This window comes from Telluribacter sp. (genome assembly GCF_035998675.1).
Lineage (GTDB): Bacteria > Bacteroidota > Bacteroidia > Cytophagales > Spirosomataceae > Telluribacter.
Genome location: NZ_DASYHI010000008.1, coordinates 128,078 through 146,399, shown reverse-complemented (window position 1 = coordinate 146,399; position 18,322 = coordinate 128,078). Strand labels below are relative to the sequence as shown.

The window sequence follows — 18,322 nt, the reverse complement described above, 5'->3', positions numbered from 1 at the left end:
AACAGCGGAGAAAAACTTTGGGCCGCTATTTATTCTACTCTTAAAATACCCCTTTTGTGGTATTGTTGTCAATAATGGCGTGGACTACTTTTATAGCCATAAAATTACCACCACACAATACCCAAAATCATGCGACTACTTAACCAGAGACACGAAGCTACTCTTGTCTACATTGGTTCTTTTACCAGCATTATCCCACAGGAAGTGATTCGGCTGGAAGCCCAGCGGAATTATACTTTGGTGTATCAGGCCAACGGCAGACAACTTTTAGTATCACGAACTCTAAAGGTTGTAGAAGAAGCCTTGCAGGTCCACATTCCCTTATTACGGATTAGTCGAAAAGAAGCCATTAACCTTATGCATGTACAGAAGCATCTGGAAGATGGTGATCTGCTACTTCATGACCAAAGCAGGGTAACCCCTTCCCGTCGCAAAGTAAAAACCGTAAAATGGCATTTACTTAGAAAGCAACTCTACCATTAAACAGACAGTGCAAGCTTCCTGAAATACGGCCCCTGTTTTAATTTCCCCGAGGCCGATGTACTTTTCGGCCTCGGGGAAACAGTCAACTCAATGCTTTTTCTGCTGTACGTATAGCCCCTCATAGGGCCTGGCCAGGGATTCGGCGAACCCATTCTCAAAACTTTTAACCTCCTCTTCCGAAAGGGTAAGTCGAAGGAAATCTTCCATTTCATAATTGGCCGACGGCATAAAGGGATCAGCCATAAAGACATACGTCAGAGTGCCATCCTCGTTAGCCCTGGAAGGGTACTGCACCCGCACCTTTTGGTAGGCATCAGCCTGGGCACCGGTCATTTTTCCGGATTTGAGAGCACTGTCCCCTGCCTTCCAAAACTTCTCCATATGCCCTTCAAATTGCTGCCGCTTTTCTGGTTTTACATGGTAAATCCAAATTGCCATTGGATCATCCTGCCCGGCCCGCATTTTTGGAGCAGAACCACCCCCGGAAGCTGAAGTGCTACCTGATGGTAGAGTTACCATCCCATTCAACTCCGGCAGGCGCTCATCCGGCAGCAGCAAACTCAGCGACATGCTCTTGAGTTTCCATCCGTTGGTATTTTCATAAACGGAAACCTCCCGCACCGGCGCCTTGGAAAAAGGCCACATGGCCTGCTTGGTCACTACGGCTACCTTCCCTCCCGCCATAGGCTTTATCTCCCGGGAGAGCGTCTTTACATCCGTGTGCAGGCTGTTATTCTTTTTATCCTCTTCCAATTTCTTTCTGAATACAGCCAGTGGCCAGTAGTCTTTAGGGTCGGTACCGTATAGGATGGCATCGCTGGCCATGTTTTTGACCAGTCCATTCACGTCGCCGGTACGCAAGGCCTGGTAAATCTGATCATCCACGGCCTCAACTTCCGAGGCCTTAAACGTTTGTGCCTGTACTCCAAGAGAGGCCAGGAGCATACCTAGTGCGATAAAAGTGGTTTTCATACATTGAACTGGTTAAAATGGTTTTTGAATTCCTACACTACCTTTAACAGAATCTTTCACAACAGCCTCAATAAGTAAAAAGCTGAATAAGAAGCTTTAACTAAAATCAGCTTCTGCTTCAAAGGTGCTTTGGAGCCCTGTTGGTAGTGTAAAATTCCAGTAATAATCAGGTACCTACAATACCCCAAAAGGGGTATTCTTAACCAGCTAAACAACATGTAGTTTTGTAAAGCCTGTCCTTTTTGAAATGTGCATGAACGAAGGCAACTTTAAGAGGGCTGCTTTCGGTATCAGATGCTTATTTTATGCTTTATCCAACTCTGACTTCTTTCTGTTTGCTATTATGACAAGTACCTTCTTCCTCCGTCTTTTCCACCTTCTTGTGCTGCTGTTGGCTGGTGTTCGGGTAGCAGGCCAGCAACCGGTACTAACGAAGGTGGTACTTCCACCGGAAGTACTTTCGGGCGGTATTGCGGGGATAGCACAGGATAAGCAGGGCTTCGTGTGGCTGGCTACCATGGATGGTCTGCACCGCTACGACGGATATAACTACGTTTCATACTACCATGACCCGGCTAATAAGAACTCGCTGGCTGCTAACCGAACTGAGTCTATCTGTATCGCCAGGGACGGCACCATCTGGATTGGTATGTATCAGAACGGCTTGGACCGGTTTGATCCGGCAACAAAAACCTTTACCCATTTTACTCACGATACAAAAGATACCAGGGGCCTAAGTGATAATACGGTAACGGCAATCCTGGAAGACCGGAAGGGCAGGCTGTGGGTAGGTACGCACGGCGGACTTCATCGTTTCGAGCCCGGGAGCGACACCTTTACCCGGTACCGACATAATCCCAGAGACCCGGGCAGTCTAAGCCATGACCATGTACGAGCCCTGTACGAGGACCGGCAGGGTACACTATGGATAGGTACCGGTAGCCCCTGGGAGACAAAGCCTGGCGAGGGCGGTCTTAATCGTTTTAATTCAACTGCCGGTACCTTTACCCGCTATCTGCACAATCCCAACGATCCGCACAGCCTGGTCGACAATAAAGTCAGAGCTATTTACGAGGATAGCCGGGGAAATTTCTGGGTAGGTACTCTTGGCGATGGTCTCCATACCTTAGATCGGAAAAAGGGTACCTTTACCCGCCACCGTTATAATCCGCTTCAACCCGATAAGCTAAGCCGTTCCCCCATTATCGGCAACAACGAAGATGGTATAACCTTTATCCACGAAGATGCCACGGGAGCTGTCTGGATCGGCACCTATGGCAGTGGGGTTAGCCGCTACGACCCAAAGTCAGGAAAAGTGACGCACCATACCAGTACCAGTAAAAACACAATCGGGCTGGATGACAACAGCGCCTGGACGGCCTTCACATCCCGGGAGGGAGTGCTCTGGATTGGCACCCTCTTTGGAAACCTATACCGCACCGATCCCTTGCGGGTGAGCTTCCCCTACCAATCTACCGGAGCCGCGGTACAGCACGTATTTGAGGATGCCTCGGGTACCCGGTGGGCTGCCACCACTAAAGGCCTCAGGCTGTATGACCGATATAGTAGGGAAAAGAAAGACCTGATGGCTGCGCTGCCGGTCAGTTTGCTCAGGGAGCCCGTATGGGCTCTTATAGAGGACCGAAAAGGCACCCTGTGGATTGGTGCCAGAAATGGCCTGTGGCGAAGAGACTCCAATACGAAGACCTTTACCCATTTTGCCCATGCTCCCAAAGTAGCTACCAGCCTGGGTGAAGGAGCCGTACTTTCCCTTTTTGAAGACAATGCAGGTACCCTTTGGGTAGGTACCGAAAAAGGAGGGCTGTGCAAAATGGATCAGAAGAAGGGCACTTTTACCCGCATCCGGAAAAACCCTCTAGACATAGAGAATGAAGTTATAAACTCTGTTTCGACTATTTACGAAGACCGGAAAGGAAACTTCTGGATTGGGGCGTGGGCAGAAGAGGGGGTAAACAGGATTGACCGGGCCACCGGTGCATTTAAGCACTACCTAATTAGCAGTCCTTACATAACGGCTATACAAGAAGATGCTAAGGGAAGAATCTGGGCTGGCTCCTACGGCTACGGACTTCATGTGTACGACCCTGCCCGGGATGACTTTGTCAAATACAAAGACCCCACTACGGGCAAGCATATACTGACGGGGGTTTTGGGCATAAAAAAAGACCAACAGGATAATCTCTGGATAAGTACAACGGAGGGGGTGTTACAACTCGACAAAGCAGGAAACCTGAAAGAAAGGTATGGGGTCGAAATTGGTTTGGATCCAAAAGCTTTCAGCCGACTGGCCCTGCATAGCGGTAGCAGCGGGCATCTCTTCCTGGGAGACAAAGCGGGCTTTTACACCATTCATCCCCCGTCTATTCGGACCAATTCCCGCCCTCCCCAGATCGTCTTTTCCGGTTTTCGATTGATAAATAGGTCTGCAAAGGAGGATGGAGGGCCTAACGTAGCCATGGAACCGGATAAGGAAGTAAGTCTGGAGCATGATCAGAATGTATTTGCTATTGACATGGCCGGTATTCACTTCGCCGATCCCGAGCACAACCGGCTTTACTTCATGCTGGAAAACTACGATACAGATTGGCGCCAGGCTACCGTTGAACTTACCGCCTCCTACTACCAGGTACCTCCGGGTCGGTATGTGTTCCGGGTAAAAGCGGCCAGCAGCCAAGGAGTATGGACAGAGAAAACGCTAATGATTCGGGTACACCCACCTTTCTGGCAGACGTGGTGGTTCCGGCTGCTGCTCCTAATGAGCCTGTTGGGGATGGCCTTCGTTGCCATCCGCTTCTACACCCGTAGCCGCCTGCTTCGACAGCGTCAGGACATGCAGCGCGTGCTACAGGCGCAGGAAGAAGAACGCCAGCGCCTGGCCGCTGACCTGCACGATGACCTGGGCGCTACCCTCTCCGCCATCAAGGGACAACTGGAATCTGGTCAAATCTCTCAGGATGGCCCAGGTAAACCCATTGCTCTGATGGACAAAGCCATCCGCGACCTGCGGCTCATCTCCCACAACCTGATGCCCCCCGAGTTCATGACCCTGGGGCTCACAGAGGCTCTTCGTGAGACGACCCAGCGCCTGCAGGCCAGTTCGGGCTTGCACTGCCTGTTTATCAGCTACGGAAAGGAGCAGCGCCTGGACCACCCCACCGAGCTGACCATCTACCGCATTGTGCTGGAGCTGATCAATAACACCATCAAACACGCCAAAGCCAGCCAGGTAACGGTACAGTTGATTTTTTATCCCGAAAATGTCACTTTACTGGTCGAAGATAACGGCCGGGGCTACCCCAAAGGGAAACAGAGTTCAGGCATTGGCCTGCGTAACATTCGTTCGCGGGTAGATTATCTGGGCGGGCGGCTTTGGGTTGATAGCGGTGAGCGCGGCACCACCGTTACCCTGGAAGTCCCCCTTACCAAACCACACAATGATCAACAGCTCAAACCGCACCACCACCCTACTAATAGCGGATGATCATCAGCTATTTAACGATGGACTCCGAAACTTACTTACCTACGAAGGGAGCCCCTTCCGGGTCTTAAACCAGGTGTACTCGGGCACAGAGGTAGTACCGGCCGTTCACACCTTACAACCCGACATACTACTCCTGGACATCAACCTGCCCGGCCGCAACGGCATCGACATAGCCCGGCAGGTAGTACGGGAGTTTCCGCAGGTACGGGTGGTAATCATCTCCATGTACAGCTACCAGAAGTTTGTCAGTGACCTCAAAGACCTGGGCGTAGCGGGCTACCTCCTCAAAAGCGCCTCCCAGCAGGAGCTGGTCCACTGCCTGCAGCGGGTAATGGCAGGTGAGCGGTACTTCGATGAGAAGGTATACGGCAATGGGGGTGCCCTGCACGAGGAGGACGAGTTTATCAAGTGCTACAAGCTCTCCCCCCGCGAAACCCAGATCATCAGTCTGATCAAACAGGGTGTCTCAACGCACGAGATAGCCGAGCGGCTTTTTCTATCGGAGGAGACCGTGAAGACCCACCGCAAAAACATCTACTACAAGCTCGACATCAAGAGCGTGGCGGAACTCGTCAACTTTGCCAACGAGCATGGGCTGTAGCAGATAATTTACTACCTCTCTGCCCCTGGCCGGTGTCTCGGCCGACCCTGGTTCTATCTGATGTGCCTGGCGTCCGGCCAGGTACCTACCAAACTATCAGGCTCGATCAGCCACGCAAGTCGGGCTTTTGATTAGCTTTCTACTTCCTATAAAAGCTCTTACAGGGCACTACATTGTATTGGTCAGGAATAGTGAGTCCTCTGCAAAATACCCTGTTTAGGGTATTCCTTTTCAAAAAGCCGCTTCCTACTTTTGAAGCATCCTCAGAAATAATTTGTCCACACTATGAAGGTAACACCGTTACCAGCACTGTTATTTCTCCTGGTTTGGGCTACTTTATGCAGCGCCCAGACTGACCTCCACTTTGAGCACCTGTCTACCCAGCTGGGCCTTTCCCAGAGTACCGTCCGGAGTATTTACCAGGACCGCGAAGGCTTCCTGTGGTTTGGTACCCACAACGGCCTGAACCGCTACGACGGGTATACCTTTACGGTATACAAGCCTGATCCACGCGATCCAAAGCATACCTTCCACCACAGCATTATCACCGACATCATGGAGGACCGGAAGGGCAAACTGTGGGTAGCTACACTGGGCGGGGGGCTGCACCTGGTGAACAAGCGAACCGGCATAGTTACTGCCTACCCCATCGTTCACAAACAGGATGCCTACTGGAACACCCTGTTTACCATACTGGATGATGCCGGGAATTGCCTGTGGCTGGCCACCGGCAATGGCCTGGCCTGCTTTGACCCCGAAACCAGACATTATACCCTCTACCCTACCCAAAAGTACCTGACGGCCCTAACCGAAGATCCGGCGGGAAGGCTGTGGGTAGGCGGGCTACAGGGGGTGCACCGGTTCGAACGTGCCACTGGTAAATTTACACCGGTCGTGCTGGACCATTCTCTGAGCAATCAACCCTTTATATCCTCCCTGCACCTGGATGCGCAGGGGGTACTGTGGGCGGGTAGCCTGAACGGGGGCGTATGGCGGCTGGATACCCGCCACAGTTCCCCGCAATTTCAGCGCTATAATCCTCAGGGCAAGCTAACTAAGGCCATCCGGTACAATGGTATTATCTCGGGTAAGCAGGGGAACATCTGGCTGGCAACCGGAGAAGGACTACAACGTATAGATCCAAAAACAGACCAGGTCATTACCTACGAGTCTAATCCTGCCCTGCCCGGTACACTTAGCAACAATAATATTCAGTCGCTGTACCAGGACCGCCTGGGGAACCTCTGGGTAGGAACCAACAGTGGTGTCAACAAGGCATCTGCCAATAGTAAACAGTTCCACACCTACCAGATTATCCCTACTGGTTCTTCCATTAGCCTGAACAACAACTACATCAATACCCTGCTCGAAGACCATACCGGTACTATCTGGTTAGGCAGTAATGCCGGCAGCATGGACGGCAGCTTCCAGAACGGACTCTACCAGTTTGATCCCAAAACGAAACAGGTAAAACAGGTCCGGGTTGATCCGTCCGTACCGGACTCTCCGAACAACCGGGCCGTGTGGAGCCTGATGCAGGACCGGCAGAACCGCCTCTGGATTGGGGCACAGTTAGGCTTGTACAGGTACGACTACGTTACAGCCCGATTTATACGCTATAAAGTCCCTTTTTCGGTACGACGAATGGCGGAGGGGCAGGATGGCACCCTCTGGCTCGCCAGCACCAGTGCGGGCGACTCGGCCGTGATTGCTGCTTTTAGTCCCGAGCGTTCGCAAATTGTCTATTATCCTTACAATGAAAAAGGGGAGAAAAGCCTGAACAGCCCCTTCCTGTACGACATACTTCCCAGCCGTGATGGGTCCATTTACATAGCCACCGGAGGAGGAGGTATTAACCGGCTTAATCCGCGGACGGGCCGCTTCACCCACTACCTGCCCGGCTCTGGGTCCTCAACAAACACCCTTAGTGACAAGGAGGTACACTGTCTGTATGAGGATGAAGTGGGAATGATTTGGGCCGGAACCGGACACGGAGGCCTGAATAAACTGGATCCCCGTACCGGTACATTTACCTTTTACACAACCCTGGATGGTCTGCCAAGTAACCGTATTTTGAGTATCCTGGGCGACCGGAGGGAAAACCTATGGATGGGTACGGCCAACGGCCTGTGCTGGTTTACCCCCACCACTAAAGCCTTCCGCTCCTATGATATACAAGATGGCCTGCCGGACAATGAATTCAATTCACGCGCTGCCTACCGACACCAGAATAAACTCCTGTTCGGTACCCGGAATGGCTTCATGGCCTTCTACCCCGATAGCCTCAGAGATAACACTACCCCACCGGCCGTTTTTATAAGCGGCCTGTCGGTGATGCGTAAACGCCGCGAGCTACCGCCGGATCAGCTTGAACTTCCTTACGATCAGAACTTTCTTTCCTTTGAGTTTGTGGCCCTCAGCTACGATGTACCTCTTAAAAACCAGTACGCATTTCAACTGGAAGGAGTAGACAAGGACTGGGTTTACAGCGGTACGCGCCGCCTGGCCAGCTACACCAGCCTCCCACCCGGCCGCTATACCTTCCGCGTCAAGGCATCCAACAGTGACGGTTACTGGAACGAGCAGGGAGCAAAGCTAGCTATCATCATCCATCCTCCCTGGTGGCGGACGTGGTGGTTTAGGCTGCTGCTGTTCGTTGGCCTGATGGGTGCTGCCTGGTTAGGACTCCGCCTCTACACCCAAAGCCGGCTCAACCGCCAGCGCCGGGAGATGCAGCGTGTGCTGCAGGCGCAGGAAGAAGAGCGACAGCGCCTGGCCGCTGACCTGCACGATGACCTGGGCGCTACGCTCTCGGCCATTAAGGGACAGCTCGAGTCGGTGCAGCCGGAGTCCAGGGGACTGAACCGGCCCATCGGGCTGATGGAAAAGGCCATCCGAGACCTGCGGCTGATCTCCCACAACCTCATGCCTCCCGAATTCAATAAGCTGGGGCTGACCGAGTCGCTCCGGGAAACGGTCCAGCGGGCGCAGGCCAGCAGCGGGTTGAAGTTCCACTTCATCACCTACGGACCGGAGCAACGCCTGGACCAGGAAACCGGGCTCACCCTTTACCGCATCGTGCTGGAACTGATCAACAACACCATCAAACACGCCCGCGCCAGCCAGGTAACGGTGCAGCTTATTTATTACCCTGACCACTTCACGCTTCTCGTTGAGGACGATGGCAAAGGGTACCCACAGGACCGGGGGAGCGCCGGCATTGGCCTGAGGAACATCCGCTCGCGGGTAGACTACCTGCACGGCCGGCTCCGGGTAGACACCGGAGCCCGGGGCACTACCGTTACGCTGGAAGTACCTCTCAACAGGGCCTCCCATGATTGGGAGGGAAAGCCGTGGAACGACCACTCGCATAGCTGATGGTAGCTGCTCCAAGAAAAGGAAAGACAGTTCCATAGAGTTGGGTGTGAAGTACGTGTGTATTCTAAAATATATCAAACCTGCTGATTATCATAGGTAATCATTCCTAAGAATACCCCTTTTGGGGTATTGCCGGGCTGGTACCGACTGCTCTACTTTTGCGGAGACTTTACATCCTTTAGCTCTCTTAACCATTACTAACATCCTATTTTATGTCTACACGTCTCCTCTCTATCCACATCAGGTACTGCTTATGCCTGATGGCCTTGCTCGCAAGTTTTTCCTTTGATGCCAGCGCCCAGTCCATTGATGCCAGCTTCAACCCCACTGATGTTGGATTTAACTTTGGTGATGGATTTAATGGCATCGTTCAAGCCATTGCCGTACAAAGCAACGGTAAGATTTTGATAGGAGGGCAATTTTCTACTTATAACGGCATAGGCAGGAATAATATAGCTCGTCTGAACGCTGACGGGACTCTGGATGCAAGCTTCAATCCCGGAACGGGAGCTAATGGCAGTGTTTACACCCTAGTTGTACAAAGTGACGGTAGGATTCTGATAGGGGGAGAGTTTGGCTCTTACAACGGCACTTATTATAACAATGTTGCCCGATTGAACGCTGACGGAAGTCTGGATCCGAGCTTCAATCCCGCCCCTGGTGCTGCTGGTGCCGTTCGCACCCTAGCCATACAAAGTGACGGAAAGATTGTGATTGGAGGGGAATTTACTAGCTACAATGGCACAGCAAGGAACAGAATTGCACGCCTGAATGCGGATGGAAGTCTGGACCTAAGCTTCAACCCCGGGACGGGAGCTAACAGTATTATTTACACCCTTGCCGTACAAAGTGACGGAAAGATTATGATAGGGGGATACTTTACAACCTACAACGGCACCGCAAGGAACAGAATAGTACGTCTAAATGTTGATGGAAGTCTGGATACAGGGTTTAACCCCGGAACAGGAGCAACAGGACCAAACGTTTTCATTAATGCCCTAACCATACAAAGTGACGGAAAGGTTGTGATTGGAGGGGAATTTACTAGCTACAATGGCACCGCAAGGAACAGAATTGCACGCTTGAACGCTGGAGGAAGTCTGGATACAGGGTTCAACCCCGGGACGGGAGCTAATAGTTCTATTCACACCTTAGCCCTACAAAGTGACGGAAAGATCTTGCTTGGAGGAGATTTTGTCTCTTATAACAGCACCGGAAGGAACAGAGTTGCTCGTATCAATAATACTTCATCTATCAGCGCTCCCACTGTTACCCTAGGTACTCTCCCCGCTATCTGTCAGGGAGCTACTTCTTTTGAGATCCCCTATACGGCTACTACCAATAATCCGGATCGGTACACCGTCACCGGCACCGGAGTCAGCGCAAACCAAACTGGTAGCCTCATGGGGACTTCGGGTACTTTTACCGTTAGCATTGAGCCTGCCAACTTTACTGGCAGTTTTTCGCTTGTAGTCACTAACATCAGTACTGGTACTTCCTCTGATCCTATAGCTGGAACGGTTACCGTTTCTCCCGCTTCTGTGGGTGGTACCGCCACCGCAACGGAAGCCGCGGTCTGCTCTGGTACGGGTACTACTATCAGCCTTAGTGGCCAAAGCGGTAGCATTCAGTGGCAAAGCTCCACTGACAATAGTAGTTGGAGTGATATACCAGAAGCCACTGGCACCAGCCTCAATACTGGTCCCCTTTCCCAAACGGTTTACTACCGCGCTAAGCTTACCAGCGGCAGTTGTGCTGCTGCCTACTCAACGGTGGCTACCGTAACGCAAACTACCGCGCCAACCATTAGTATCACTCCGGAGGGGCCCGGCATTGACTGTAAACACCCGGAGGTACCTCTTAGTGTTACTTCCTACGGATATTCGAGCAAGATCAGTAACAGTATATTCAGTGGACCCGCTGTAGGCTACCAGACCTTCAGTGACTACTCTGCTTTTACTTCCGTTTCTGCTGCTGGCCTTTATTCGGTTACAGTCACCTGGGCCAACGGCTGCACCGGTTCAGCCACTCATGAAGTACAGGAATTCCGAGCCTTCCCTGAGTTCCAATTTACCAAGAGCGGTGACCTGGGCTGCGGTAACACCTCCGTCAAATTAAACGTAGAGTTTCCAGAGTCAGACGCTACCTATGATTTCTCTGGTCCTGGTTTGCCCGAGCTTTATAATAGAAATATTGGTTCAATCGACGTGAATCAACCAGGTACTTACTCAGTCCTTGTCACTAACAGCCGAGGCTGTCAGAATACGGCTGAAATTCTTGTAGAATCTGGCCCTTCTGCCTTTACAGTTACCGGGGGTGGAAATTTTTGCGTAGGTGGCTCAGGCGTTGAAGTAGGCTTGGACGGCTCCCAAACCGGTGTAACCTATCGGCTTTACCGCGATGGGGGGGCTATTGGAACCGCCATGGAGGGTACAGGTAGCGCCTTCAGCTTTGGCACATTTACTCTACCAGGAAATTATACCGTTCAGGCTACGTCCGGGACTTGTGTACAAGCTATGACGGGAGCCGTTTCCGTTGAGCAATCAACTCCACCGGGTCTTAGTCTTATGCAGCATGGAGAGTTAGGCTGTAACATTTATTCAGTCGGCATTGAAGCGGTTAGCACATTTCAAACTAAAATAGTTAACTATCAATTTAGTGGTCCCCAGGTCGATCATCATAATTTTGGCTATGACAATTATTCTGCTCTTGCAGGTGTGAGTAAGGCTGGCACTTATTCTGTTAGTGTTACCTGGGCTAACGGATGTATCGGCACGGCTAGCATTGAAGTTTTGGATCGCAAAGATCTACCCGTCATTACACTAACCAAGAGCGGTGACCTGGGCTGTGGCAACACTTCTGTAACCCTGTCGGTAGTGCACGACCCTAATGAACTACTTACTACCTATATGTTCGCTGGTCCTGGCGTTGGTCTGTATGACAACAGATCCGGCTCTATTGTGGTGGACCAACCTGGTAGCTATTCGGTAACGGTTACCAACTATTACGGCTGCGATAATAAAGCCGATATTGTAGTGGAATCTGGTCCGGCTGCCTTTACTGTTACTGGTGGTGGTAGCTTTTGTGCCGATGGTCCCGGAGTATCAGTTGGCCTTGATGGATCCCAAACGGGTGTAACCTACCAGCTTTACCGCGATGGCCAGGCTGTTGGCACTGCTATGGAGGGCACGGGCAACAACCTGGATTTTGGTAAGGTTAAAGAAACCGGGGTTTATTCTGTAAAGGCTAGTGCTGGCTCTTGCCTTCTGATTATGACAGGAGAAGCCTCCGTGCAGCAAACAACCGCTCCAACGCTAGACTTCTTCTCCACCGGAGATATTACCTGTAATTCTATAAATGCGGAATTGAAGGTCTATCCGGCATCATCGTCCGAAGTTACAAACTACGCCTTTGCCGGACCTTTTGTTGCCTATTCAGGAATTGAAAACACCTCGGCTTTTGCCAGTGTGGCCGCGGCTGGTACGTACACAGTGACGGTGACCTGGGCCAATGGTTGTATCCGTACGGCCTCCGTAGAAATCCTGGATCGCACTGCTTTGCCTGAACTCATCCTGACTAAAAGTGGTGATCTGAGTAATGCTTCCCCAACGGTAACTCTTACGGCTACTCTCGATTATAGCTATACATATGAGTTTAATGGACCGGGCATTGTATCTAAAGAAAACAATACGGCTACGGTAGATCAACCTGGAATCTATCAGGTTACCGTTATAAACCTATTTGGCTGTCGAAATGTCGCCGAGGTTGAGATCAAAAATCGTCCAATTCCCACCATTACCCTGGGTACTGTCCCCGCTATCTGTCAGGGAGCTACTTCTTTTGAGATCCCCTATACGGCTACTACCAATAGTCTGGATCAGTACACCGTCACCGGCACCGGTATTAGCGCCAACCAAACCGGTAGTCTCACGGGTACTTCGGGCACCATCACCGTCAGCATTGATCCCGCCACTTTTACTGGCAATTTTACACTGGTAGTTACCAATAATGCTGAAGCAATTTCTTCTGCGCCCATTGAAGGACTAGTTACTATCACCCCTGCGACCACCTATTATGCCGATGCGGACGGCGATGGCTGGGGTAATGAAGCCGTTACAATTCAAGCCTGTGAGGTTCGGTCTGGTTATGTAGAAAAAGCAGGGGACTGCAACGATGGGGACAATACCATGTACCCCAGTGCACCCGAGCTCTGTGATGGTAAGGACAACAACTGTAATGGAGAAGTAGATGAAGGCGTACAGCAGACCTTCTACGCCGATGCCGACGGGGATGGCTTTGGCAATGCCACTACTACGGTACTGGCCTGCTCAGCCCCAACAGGCTATGTGGCACAGGCGGGAGATTGTAATGATGGGGACAACACCATTTACCCCGGTGCCCCCGAACTGTGCGACGGCAAGGACAACAACTGCAATGGTCAGACTGACGAAGGCCAGGGCATAAGCTTCACTACTCAACCGCCCGCCTACGCCACCGCTTGTGTGGGTACCAGCATCACGGTCAGTATAGTCGTGGTTGGTACTAATCTGCAGTACCAATGGCTCAAAGACGGTAAAAAACTAAATGGCCAGACAACTGCTACGCTCACCCTCAGCGGCATTCAGAGCAAAGACGCCGGTACGTACGCCTGCGCCGTCACCAGCCCCTGTGGTAGCGTCACCTCCACGGACTATATCCTCAGTGTCAGCCCTGTTACAGCTATTACCACCCAGCCCATGGCCAGTCTGTTGGCCTGTCCCGGTAGTATCGCCACTGCATCTGTAACAGCAGTGGGAGGGAACCTTAAGTACCAATGGTACTGGGGTGAGTCATCCGCGGGTAGCCCGGTAGCAGGACAGACTTCGGCTACCCTTTCTCTAACGAATGTACAACCTTCTCAAACTGGTAAGTACTACTGTGTCATAACGGGAGACTGCGGAACAGCTACATCAACTCCTTTTGAACTTAGCCTAAAGCAACCTACTGTCATTACCACCCAGCCACCTGCAACTCTGGCCCGCACACCTGGCTCTTCGGCTACCCTGACGGTTGTTGCGTCGGGCACCAACCTGAAATACCAGTGGTACCTGGATGGCAAGAAAATTGGTGGGCAAACTTCACCTACTTTACTGCTGGACAAGCTGAAAGAAAAAGACAGTGGAACTTACAGATGTGAAGTTTCCGGTGACTGTGGCATTATTACTTCTACGGCCTGTATACTCACGGTAAGTACTGCATCCGGTGCCCGATTAGCCGCTTCTGTAGACGGAGAGCTACTTCCCTTAGTGGTAGAAGTATTTCCCAACCCTACCGTTACCAGTACTGTGAAAGTCTTGATTCAGGGGGCAGCTCAAAAGCAGGTACAACTCCAGGTATTGGACCAAAGCGGAAGAATCCTTGTTGAACAGGAGTTGAAAATACAGAACCAGCAGCATACCGAGCAACTTGATCTGACACATGCCCCGGCGGGGCTACTCCTGTTAAGGGTAAATACAACCGAACAAAGTCAGGTCCGGAAGTTGATAAAACAGTAAGTAGTAAAGAGGTTAGAATATTAATGAAGAAACATGAGTCATCCCGGAGTTTAGGGGTGGTGTAAAAAAGGGGAAACCTTCCGAACTTAGTGTTGTGAAGCAAGTTAAACGCATTTAAATTTTGCTGACCATCTTGATTAGGTACTGGTCATTCCAACCTGCCATTTTTCTTAGGTTCTTGATGCTTTCTTTGTCATTGACCTGATTGAGAAGTTGTAAGGCTATTTTTCGCACCGTTTCCATGTTTTACGGGGCATTCTCCGTTTTGGTACGCTGAACATCTTCCAGGAAAACGACATCCATCATCCAGTGGAGTTGATTTTCAATGCCCCTGTGGCTGCTTACGGCCTGGTTGAATTCCCAGGGCGTAAGTAGCAAATCGCTTAGATAGTAGCGATGCTCAGTACTGATTTTACCCCTTATGTCTCGTTGGGACTCCACCCTGCTTGTTTTCAATGCTCTTCTCGATTCGGGATTGAAGTCGGTAGTAAGCGGCTTCTGCCCTGATTCGTGTAGTGCCTTGTTGAGTCTATCCATGTTATCCGGGGCTGGATCCACCCACAATTTTATAGTACTGTCGGTCCTGGCCTGTTCATAAGCGTTGATAGAAAAGCTACCAAAGGCCAGATAGCGTACCTGATGTGCATGCAACTGATTGAAGATTTCAACCTTGTCGTTGTCAATAAAATTGATGGGGTGGTTCATGATCGCTTGCGGGAAGAGTTACTAGATCAGTATGTACAGGCAGGACCTTTTACAGGCTTTGGTAGAAGGCTTTCAATACAAATAGTCTGAACTCCTGAGGAAGCCCGAACCACTCGTCAACGGACATCTGCGCCCTGATCTTGGGAACCGTTATCAGTTCATCGTCCCGCTCATCCGTCACTATCCGGCAGGGCTGCAAAGCATCTTCTCCATAAGTCTGGTAGAGGTATGACAGGGAACATATCTCTCCGTTTTCTTTTGTCAGGTTCATCAGTAAATGGTATGGTTCGTTGAGTATTTTGAGAGGGTCATTTGAACAGAAATGAGCGAATGGAATATTGGATGCGATTCAGCTTTCTCTATCCTACTTATCAACTCTACATCAAATTTGTAATGACCTTGCTCACATGAAAGGACAAAAGTATAATTTTGTATTTTAATTTTTAATTTATGAATAAAATGAATTATTTCTCTTTTGGAAATTGCCTAAGTGTCCTTTTTATACTGGTTGTCAGTCTGGTACAGGCCCAACCAGCTATGAAGCAGAGGGAGGAAATCAGGAAGCTGATCCGGGAGGATATGAGTCCGGTGGAGGTGCTGGAAAACTATATTTTACTAGGGTTGACAGATAGTACCTGTCTGAATGATATACCGGGTATTTGTCCGCTGAAACAGGATGAAAGCCCCTACGTTACCTCACGCTATGGCAGACGTATGCATCCCTTGGATGGTGTCTATAAACAGCACCAGGGACTGGATCTGGCTTGTTCCCGTGGTTTTCAATTTGTCTATGCCACGGCCAATGGACAGGTAGTCAGGTCCGGATATCAGAAAGCATTGGGGAACTTTATAGTAGTAGACCATCCGAGTGGCTACGAAACCGTGTACGGCCACCTTAGTGCCTTATACGTATAGAAGGGAGATACGGTGGTGGCTGGGGAGGTGATTGGTGTGATGGGACAATCCGGGCGGGCTACGGGTACCCACCTCCATTATAGCGTGCGTAAAAACGGTAAAGTAGTAAACCCTGCTCCTTACCTGGAACTCTACGAACTGTACTTAAAAAGTAAAGACGCCCTGAGGGCGTCCCGGATCAATTATTGAAAGTACCTGTTAATCCACCTGCTAACTTTTGGCCAGGTTGGCCTTCATAGCATTCAGCGTTTGATTATGCGTTCTTATATCCCGTAATTTATCCAGAGCCATATTGATCAGCTCCTCCGAATAATATAGTTTGTCAAAGTCGTATCCATTTCGCTCCACCGCCCGCTTAAAGGTCATCATGGTCGGAGCAGTACCTTTCCCATCTTTTAGCGCCTGGTACTGCAGATAGCTAATGCCATAGGGTTCCAGAAGTATTTTTTCGCTGGGTTTTTTATACATTCGATCAGCCTCCTCAGCGGTTAGCTCACCGCTTTCCCGCTTGGCCACGGCGATTAATTGCAGACAAAGGGAAAACACCAGCTTATTGAAAAAGGATAAAGCTTCCTGATCCGAATAGATCTCGTCCAGGTTGCGGTGAATTTCAGGATTGGATGTCATGGAATGAGCATGTTAAATAGGAACATAGCGATTGGATGCCTAAAATTAAAAATCTTTATGGGTAATTAAGTATTTTAAAATAAAAAGTAGAAAATAATTATTTATTAAATGTTCCCGCAGGAGGTCTCAGAGGTTACTGGGCTTTGACCACTATAATTCCCTTATCCAGAAGCAACGGCACATTCCCGACCGGGGTAACAGCATAGTAGTAGCTCCCCTCCTCTTCGTATTTTAAAGGATAGGTACTGCCGTTCCTGTACTGCATAAACAGGCCTCCGCCCTTTTCATAGATAGTGAGCCCTCTATCGGCCTTGGCTATCCGTTCCCAAGTTCCCAGGTATTCGGTCTCCAGACTGTTTCCCTGACTTGGCCCCTCTTTTGTTTCGCAAGCCAGCAGTACTGACACTAGTAGTACCATGGTTACCACTCTCACACACTTTACTATCATAAAGCTCTATTTTAAGTACCAGAAAAACTGCCGGAGTACAAACAACTATATATCAGATTATAAATTTAGTATTTTATAAATAAATTTCATACAGTTTACCAAAAATAGAAAAGTGACACGGTGTCACTTTTAGTAGTATCTATTTAATAGACTCCATCAGTGCCGTTGCTTTGTCTATTATTTCCTGGAGTACCTCTTTCTGAGTTAGATCCTTTTCGATTAATGACTTCAGGTCCCGTTGAAGCTTTTCCGCAACCGGTTCCCGGGGAGCCGGTTCACTTCCTTTAGAAGTACCGGCCTGGGGTTTATCCTGTTTGGCAACTCCCTTAATCAAGGCTTCGATTTCCTTGCTCTTTCCTGTTTCCTCATCCTCCGGATTTGCTTTCAGATCATTCAGGCTTTTGAAAGCCTTGGGTAGTCTTTCCAGTACCTTGTCAAGTTCTTCCTGGGATTCAATGGGCCTGCCTGGTTTCTCCTTTGAAAGTACTTTGGCCGCTGCCCTGGGCAGCTTCGCTTTGCCCGTAAGTACTTCTTTCTTCAATTCTGGTGAAAGTTCCTCTACTCCTTTGGCATAATCCGAATCGCGTTTGATGGTACGGGTACTAACCTGGTACTCATCGGCCAGCTGCTGGGCTACATTGATCCGGTCCGAACGGTTCTCTTCTTTCATCTTATTGTACCGAAGCCCTCTCAGATAGGATGCCTGCTCAGGAGTCAGGTTCCGCCGCCCCAGCTGGTAGTTGATCATGTAGTCTCTGACCTGATTCATATCCTCAAAATCCAGGATATTGATCCGGTAATCGAGGCCATGGCGCTGGGCCAGATCGTACCGGTTGTGCCCGTCGATGAGCACGTATATTTTTCCGCTGCTATCAGCATCCCCTACCAGCTCCCGGGATGCACTTTTGGGAGCCAGCCCGTTCAACACTACCTCGGGAGTAGTCTCCCAAATAGTCAAAGGATCCTTGATACCATTTGTCAGCAGGTTACTTTCCAACTGCTGGGACTCCTCGGCCCGAAGAGGCGGGATCAGGCTTCGCAGCTCCGGTAGTATAATTAAATTTGATTTTATAGCCAGCTCGTGGGTAAACACAGCAGGCTTTAGATCAGCAGTTTTTTCCTTCAACTTATCAAGCGCTCGGGTCTTGGCCATGGGT

General features: G+C 50.2%; 12 protein-coding genes and 1 pseudogene. 6 read left to right on the top strand and 7 right to left on the bottom strand.

Annotated elements, in window-relative coordinates:
• Window positions 1-129: 129 nt before the first annotated feature.
• On the top strand, window positions 130-483 hold the full coding sequence (locus VGN67_RS03795) for a LytTR family transcriptional regulator DNA-binding domain-containing protein (protein ID WP_327485439.1): 354 nt from the start codon (window positions 130-132) through the stop codon (window positions 481-483).
• 87 nt (window positions 484-570) lie between these two features.
• Here the strand turns inward: VGN67_RS03795 and VGN67_RS03790 are convergent, their stop codons facing one another.
• Complete coding sequence (locus VGN67_RS03790) at window positions 571-1,455, bottom strand: nuclear transport factor 2 family protein (RefSeq protein WP_327485438.1); 885 nt, start codon at window positions 1,453-1,455, stop codon at window positions 571-573.
• Between the two features lie 343 nt (window positions 1,456-1,798).
• Between VGN67_RS03790 and VGN67_RS03785 the strand changes: the two genes are divergently transcribed.
• The 4 genes from VGN67_RS03785 to VGN67_RS03770 all read left to right on the top strand — a co-directional run bounded on the left by VGN67_RS03785 (window position 1,799) and on the right by VGN67_RS03770 (window position 14,470).
• Window positions 1,799-4,957 carry a sensor histidine kinase gene (locus VGN67_RS03785; protein WP_327485437.1) on the top strand — a complete coding sequence of 1,053 codons (3,159 nt, stop codon included), beginning with the start codon at window positions 1,799-1,801 and terminating at the stop codon, window positions 4,955-4,957.
• Window positions 4,911-5,558 carry a response regulator transcription factor gene (locus tag VGN67_RS03780; protein ID WP_327485436.1) on the top strand — a complete coding sequence of 216 codons (648 nt, stop codon included), beginning with the start codon at window positions 4,911-4,913 and terminating at the stop codon, window positions 5,556-5,558. The genes VGN67_RS03785 and VGN67_RS03780 overlap by 47 nt, the downstream gene beginning before the upstream one ends.
• A gap of 285 nt (window positions 5,559-5,843) precedes the next feature.
• On the top strand, window positions 5,844-8,936 hold the full coding sequence (locus tag VGN67_RS03775; RefSeq protein WP_327485435.1) for a sensor histidine kinase: 3,093 nt from the start codon (window positions 5,844-5,846) through the stop codon (window positions 8,934-8,936).
• A 212-nt stretch (window positions 8,937-9,148) separates the two neighbouring features.
• The gene (locus tag VGN67_RS03770) at window positions 9,149-14,470 is read left to right on the top strand and encodes a MopE-related protein (RefSeq protein ID WP_327485434.1); all 5,322 of its coding nucleotides are present in this window, start codon (window positions 9,149-9,151) and stop codon (window positions 14,468-14,470) included.
• Window positions 14,471-14,584: 114 nt separating this feature from the next.
• Here VGN67_RS03770 and VGN67_RS03765 read toward each other — a convergent pair whose 3' ends face one another.
• Genes VGN67_RS03765 through VGN67_RS03755 form a run of 3 tightly spaced genes read right to left on the bottom strand, consistent with a single transcriptional unit; the run spans window position 14,585 to window position 15,446 of the window.
• Entirely contained in the window at window positions 14,585-14,713 is a 129-nt protein-coding gene (locus VGN67_RS03765) for a hypothetical protein (protein ID WP_327485433.1), read from the bottom strand.
• 3 nt (window positions 14,714-14,716) lie between these two features.
• Window positions 14,717-15,175 (bottom strand): hypothetical protein, encoded by a 459-nt coding sequence (locus VGN67_RS03760; RefSeq protein ID WP_327485432.1) that lies wholly within the window; start codon window positions 15,173-15,175, stop codon window positions 14,717-14,719.
• A gap of 49 nt (window positions 15,176-15,224) precedes the next feature.
• Window positions 15,225-15,446, bottom strand: coding sequence for a hypothetical protein (locus tag VGN67_RS03755; protein ID WP_327485431.1), 222 nt, complete (start codon window positions 15,444-15,446; stop codon window positions 15,225-15,227).
• Between the two features lie 179 nt (window positions 15,447-15,625).
• Between VGN67_RS03755 and VGN67_RS03750 the strand changes: the two are divergent.
• A pseudogene (locus tag VGN67_RS03750) lies at window positions 15,626-16,279 on the top strand (M23 family metallopeptidase).
• A 21-nt stretch (window positions 16,280-16,300) separates the two neighbouring features.
• Here VGN67_RS03750 and VGN67_RS03745 read toward each other — a convergent pair.
• The 3 genes from VGN67_RS03745 to VGN67_RS03735 form a co-directional block, all read right to left on the bottom strand.
• Window positions 16,301-16,717, bottom strand: a complete 417-nt coding sequence (locus tag VGN67_RS03745; RefSeq protein WP_327485430.1) for a hypothetical protein — start codon at window positions 16,715-16,717, stop codon at window positions 16,301-16,303.
• Between the two features lie 133 nt (window positions 16,718-16,850).
• Complete coding sequence (locus VGN67_RS03740; protein WP_327485429.1) at window positions 16,851-17,135, bottom strand: hypothetical protein; 285 nt, start codon at window positions 17,133-17,135, stop codon at window positions 16,851-16,853.
• A 169-nt stretch (window positions 17,136-17,304) separates the two neighbouring features.
• Window positions 17,305-18,318 carry a hypothetical protein gene (locus tag VGN67_RS03735; RefSeq protein WP_327485428.1) on the bottom strand — a complete coding sequence of 338 codons (1,014 nt, stop codon included), beginning with the start codon at window positions 18,316-18,318 and terminating at the stop codon, window positions 17,305-17,307.
• Between the last annotated feature and the right edge of the window lie 4 nt (window positions 18,319-18,322).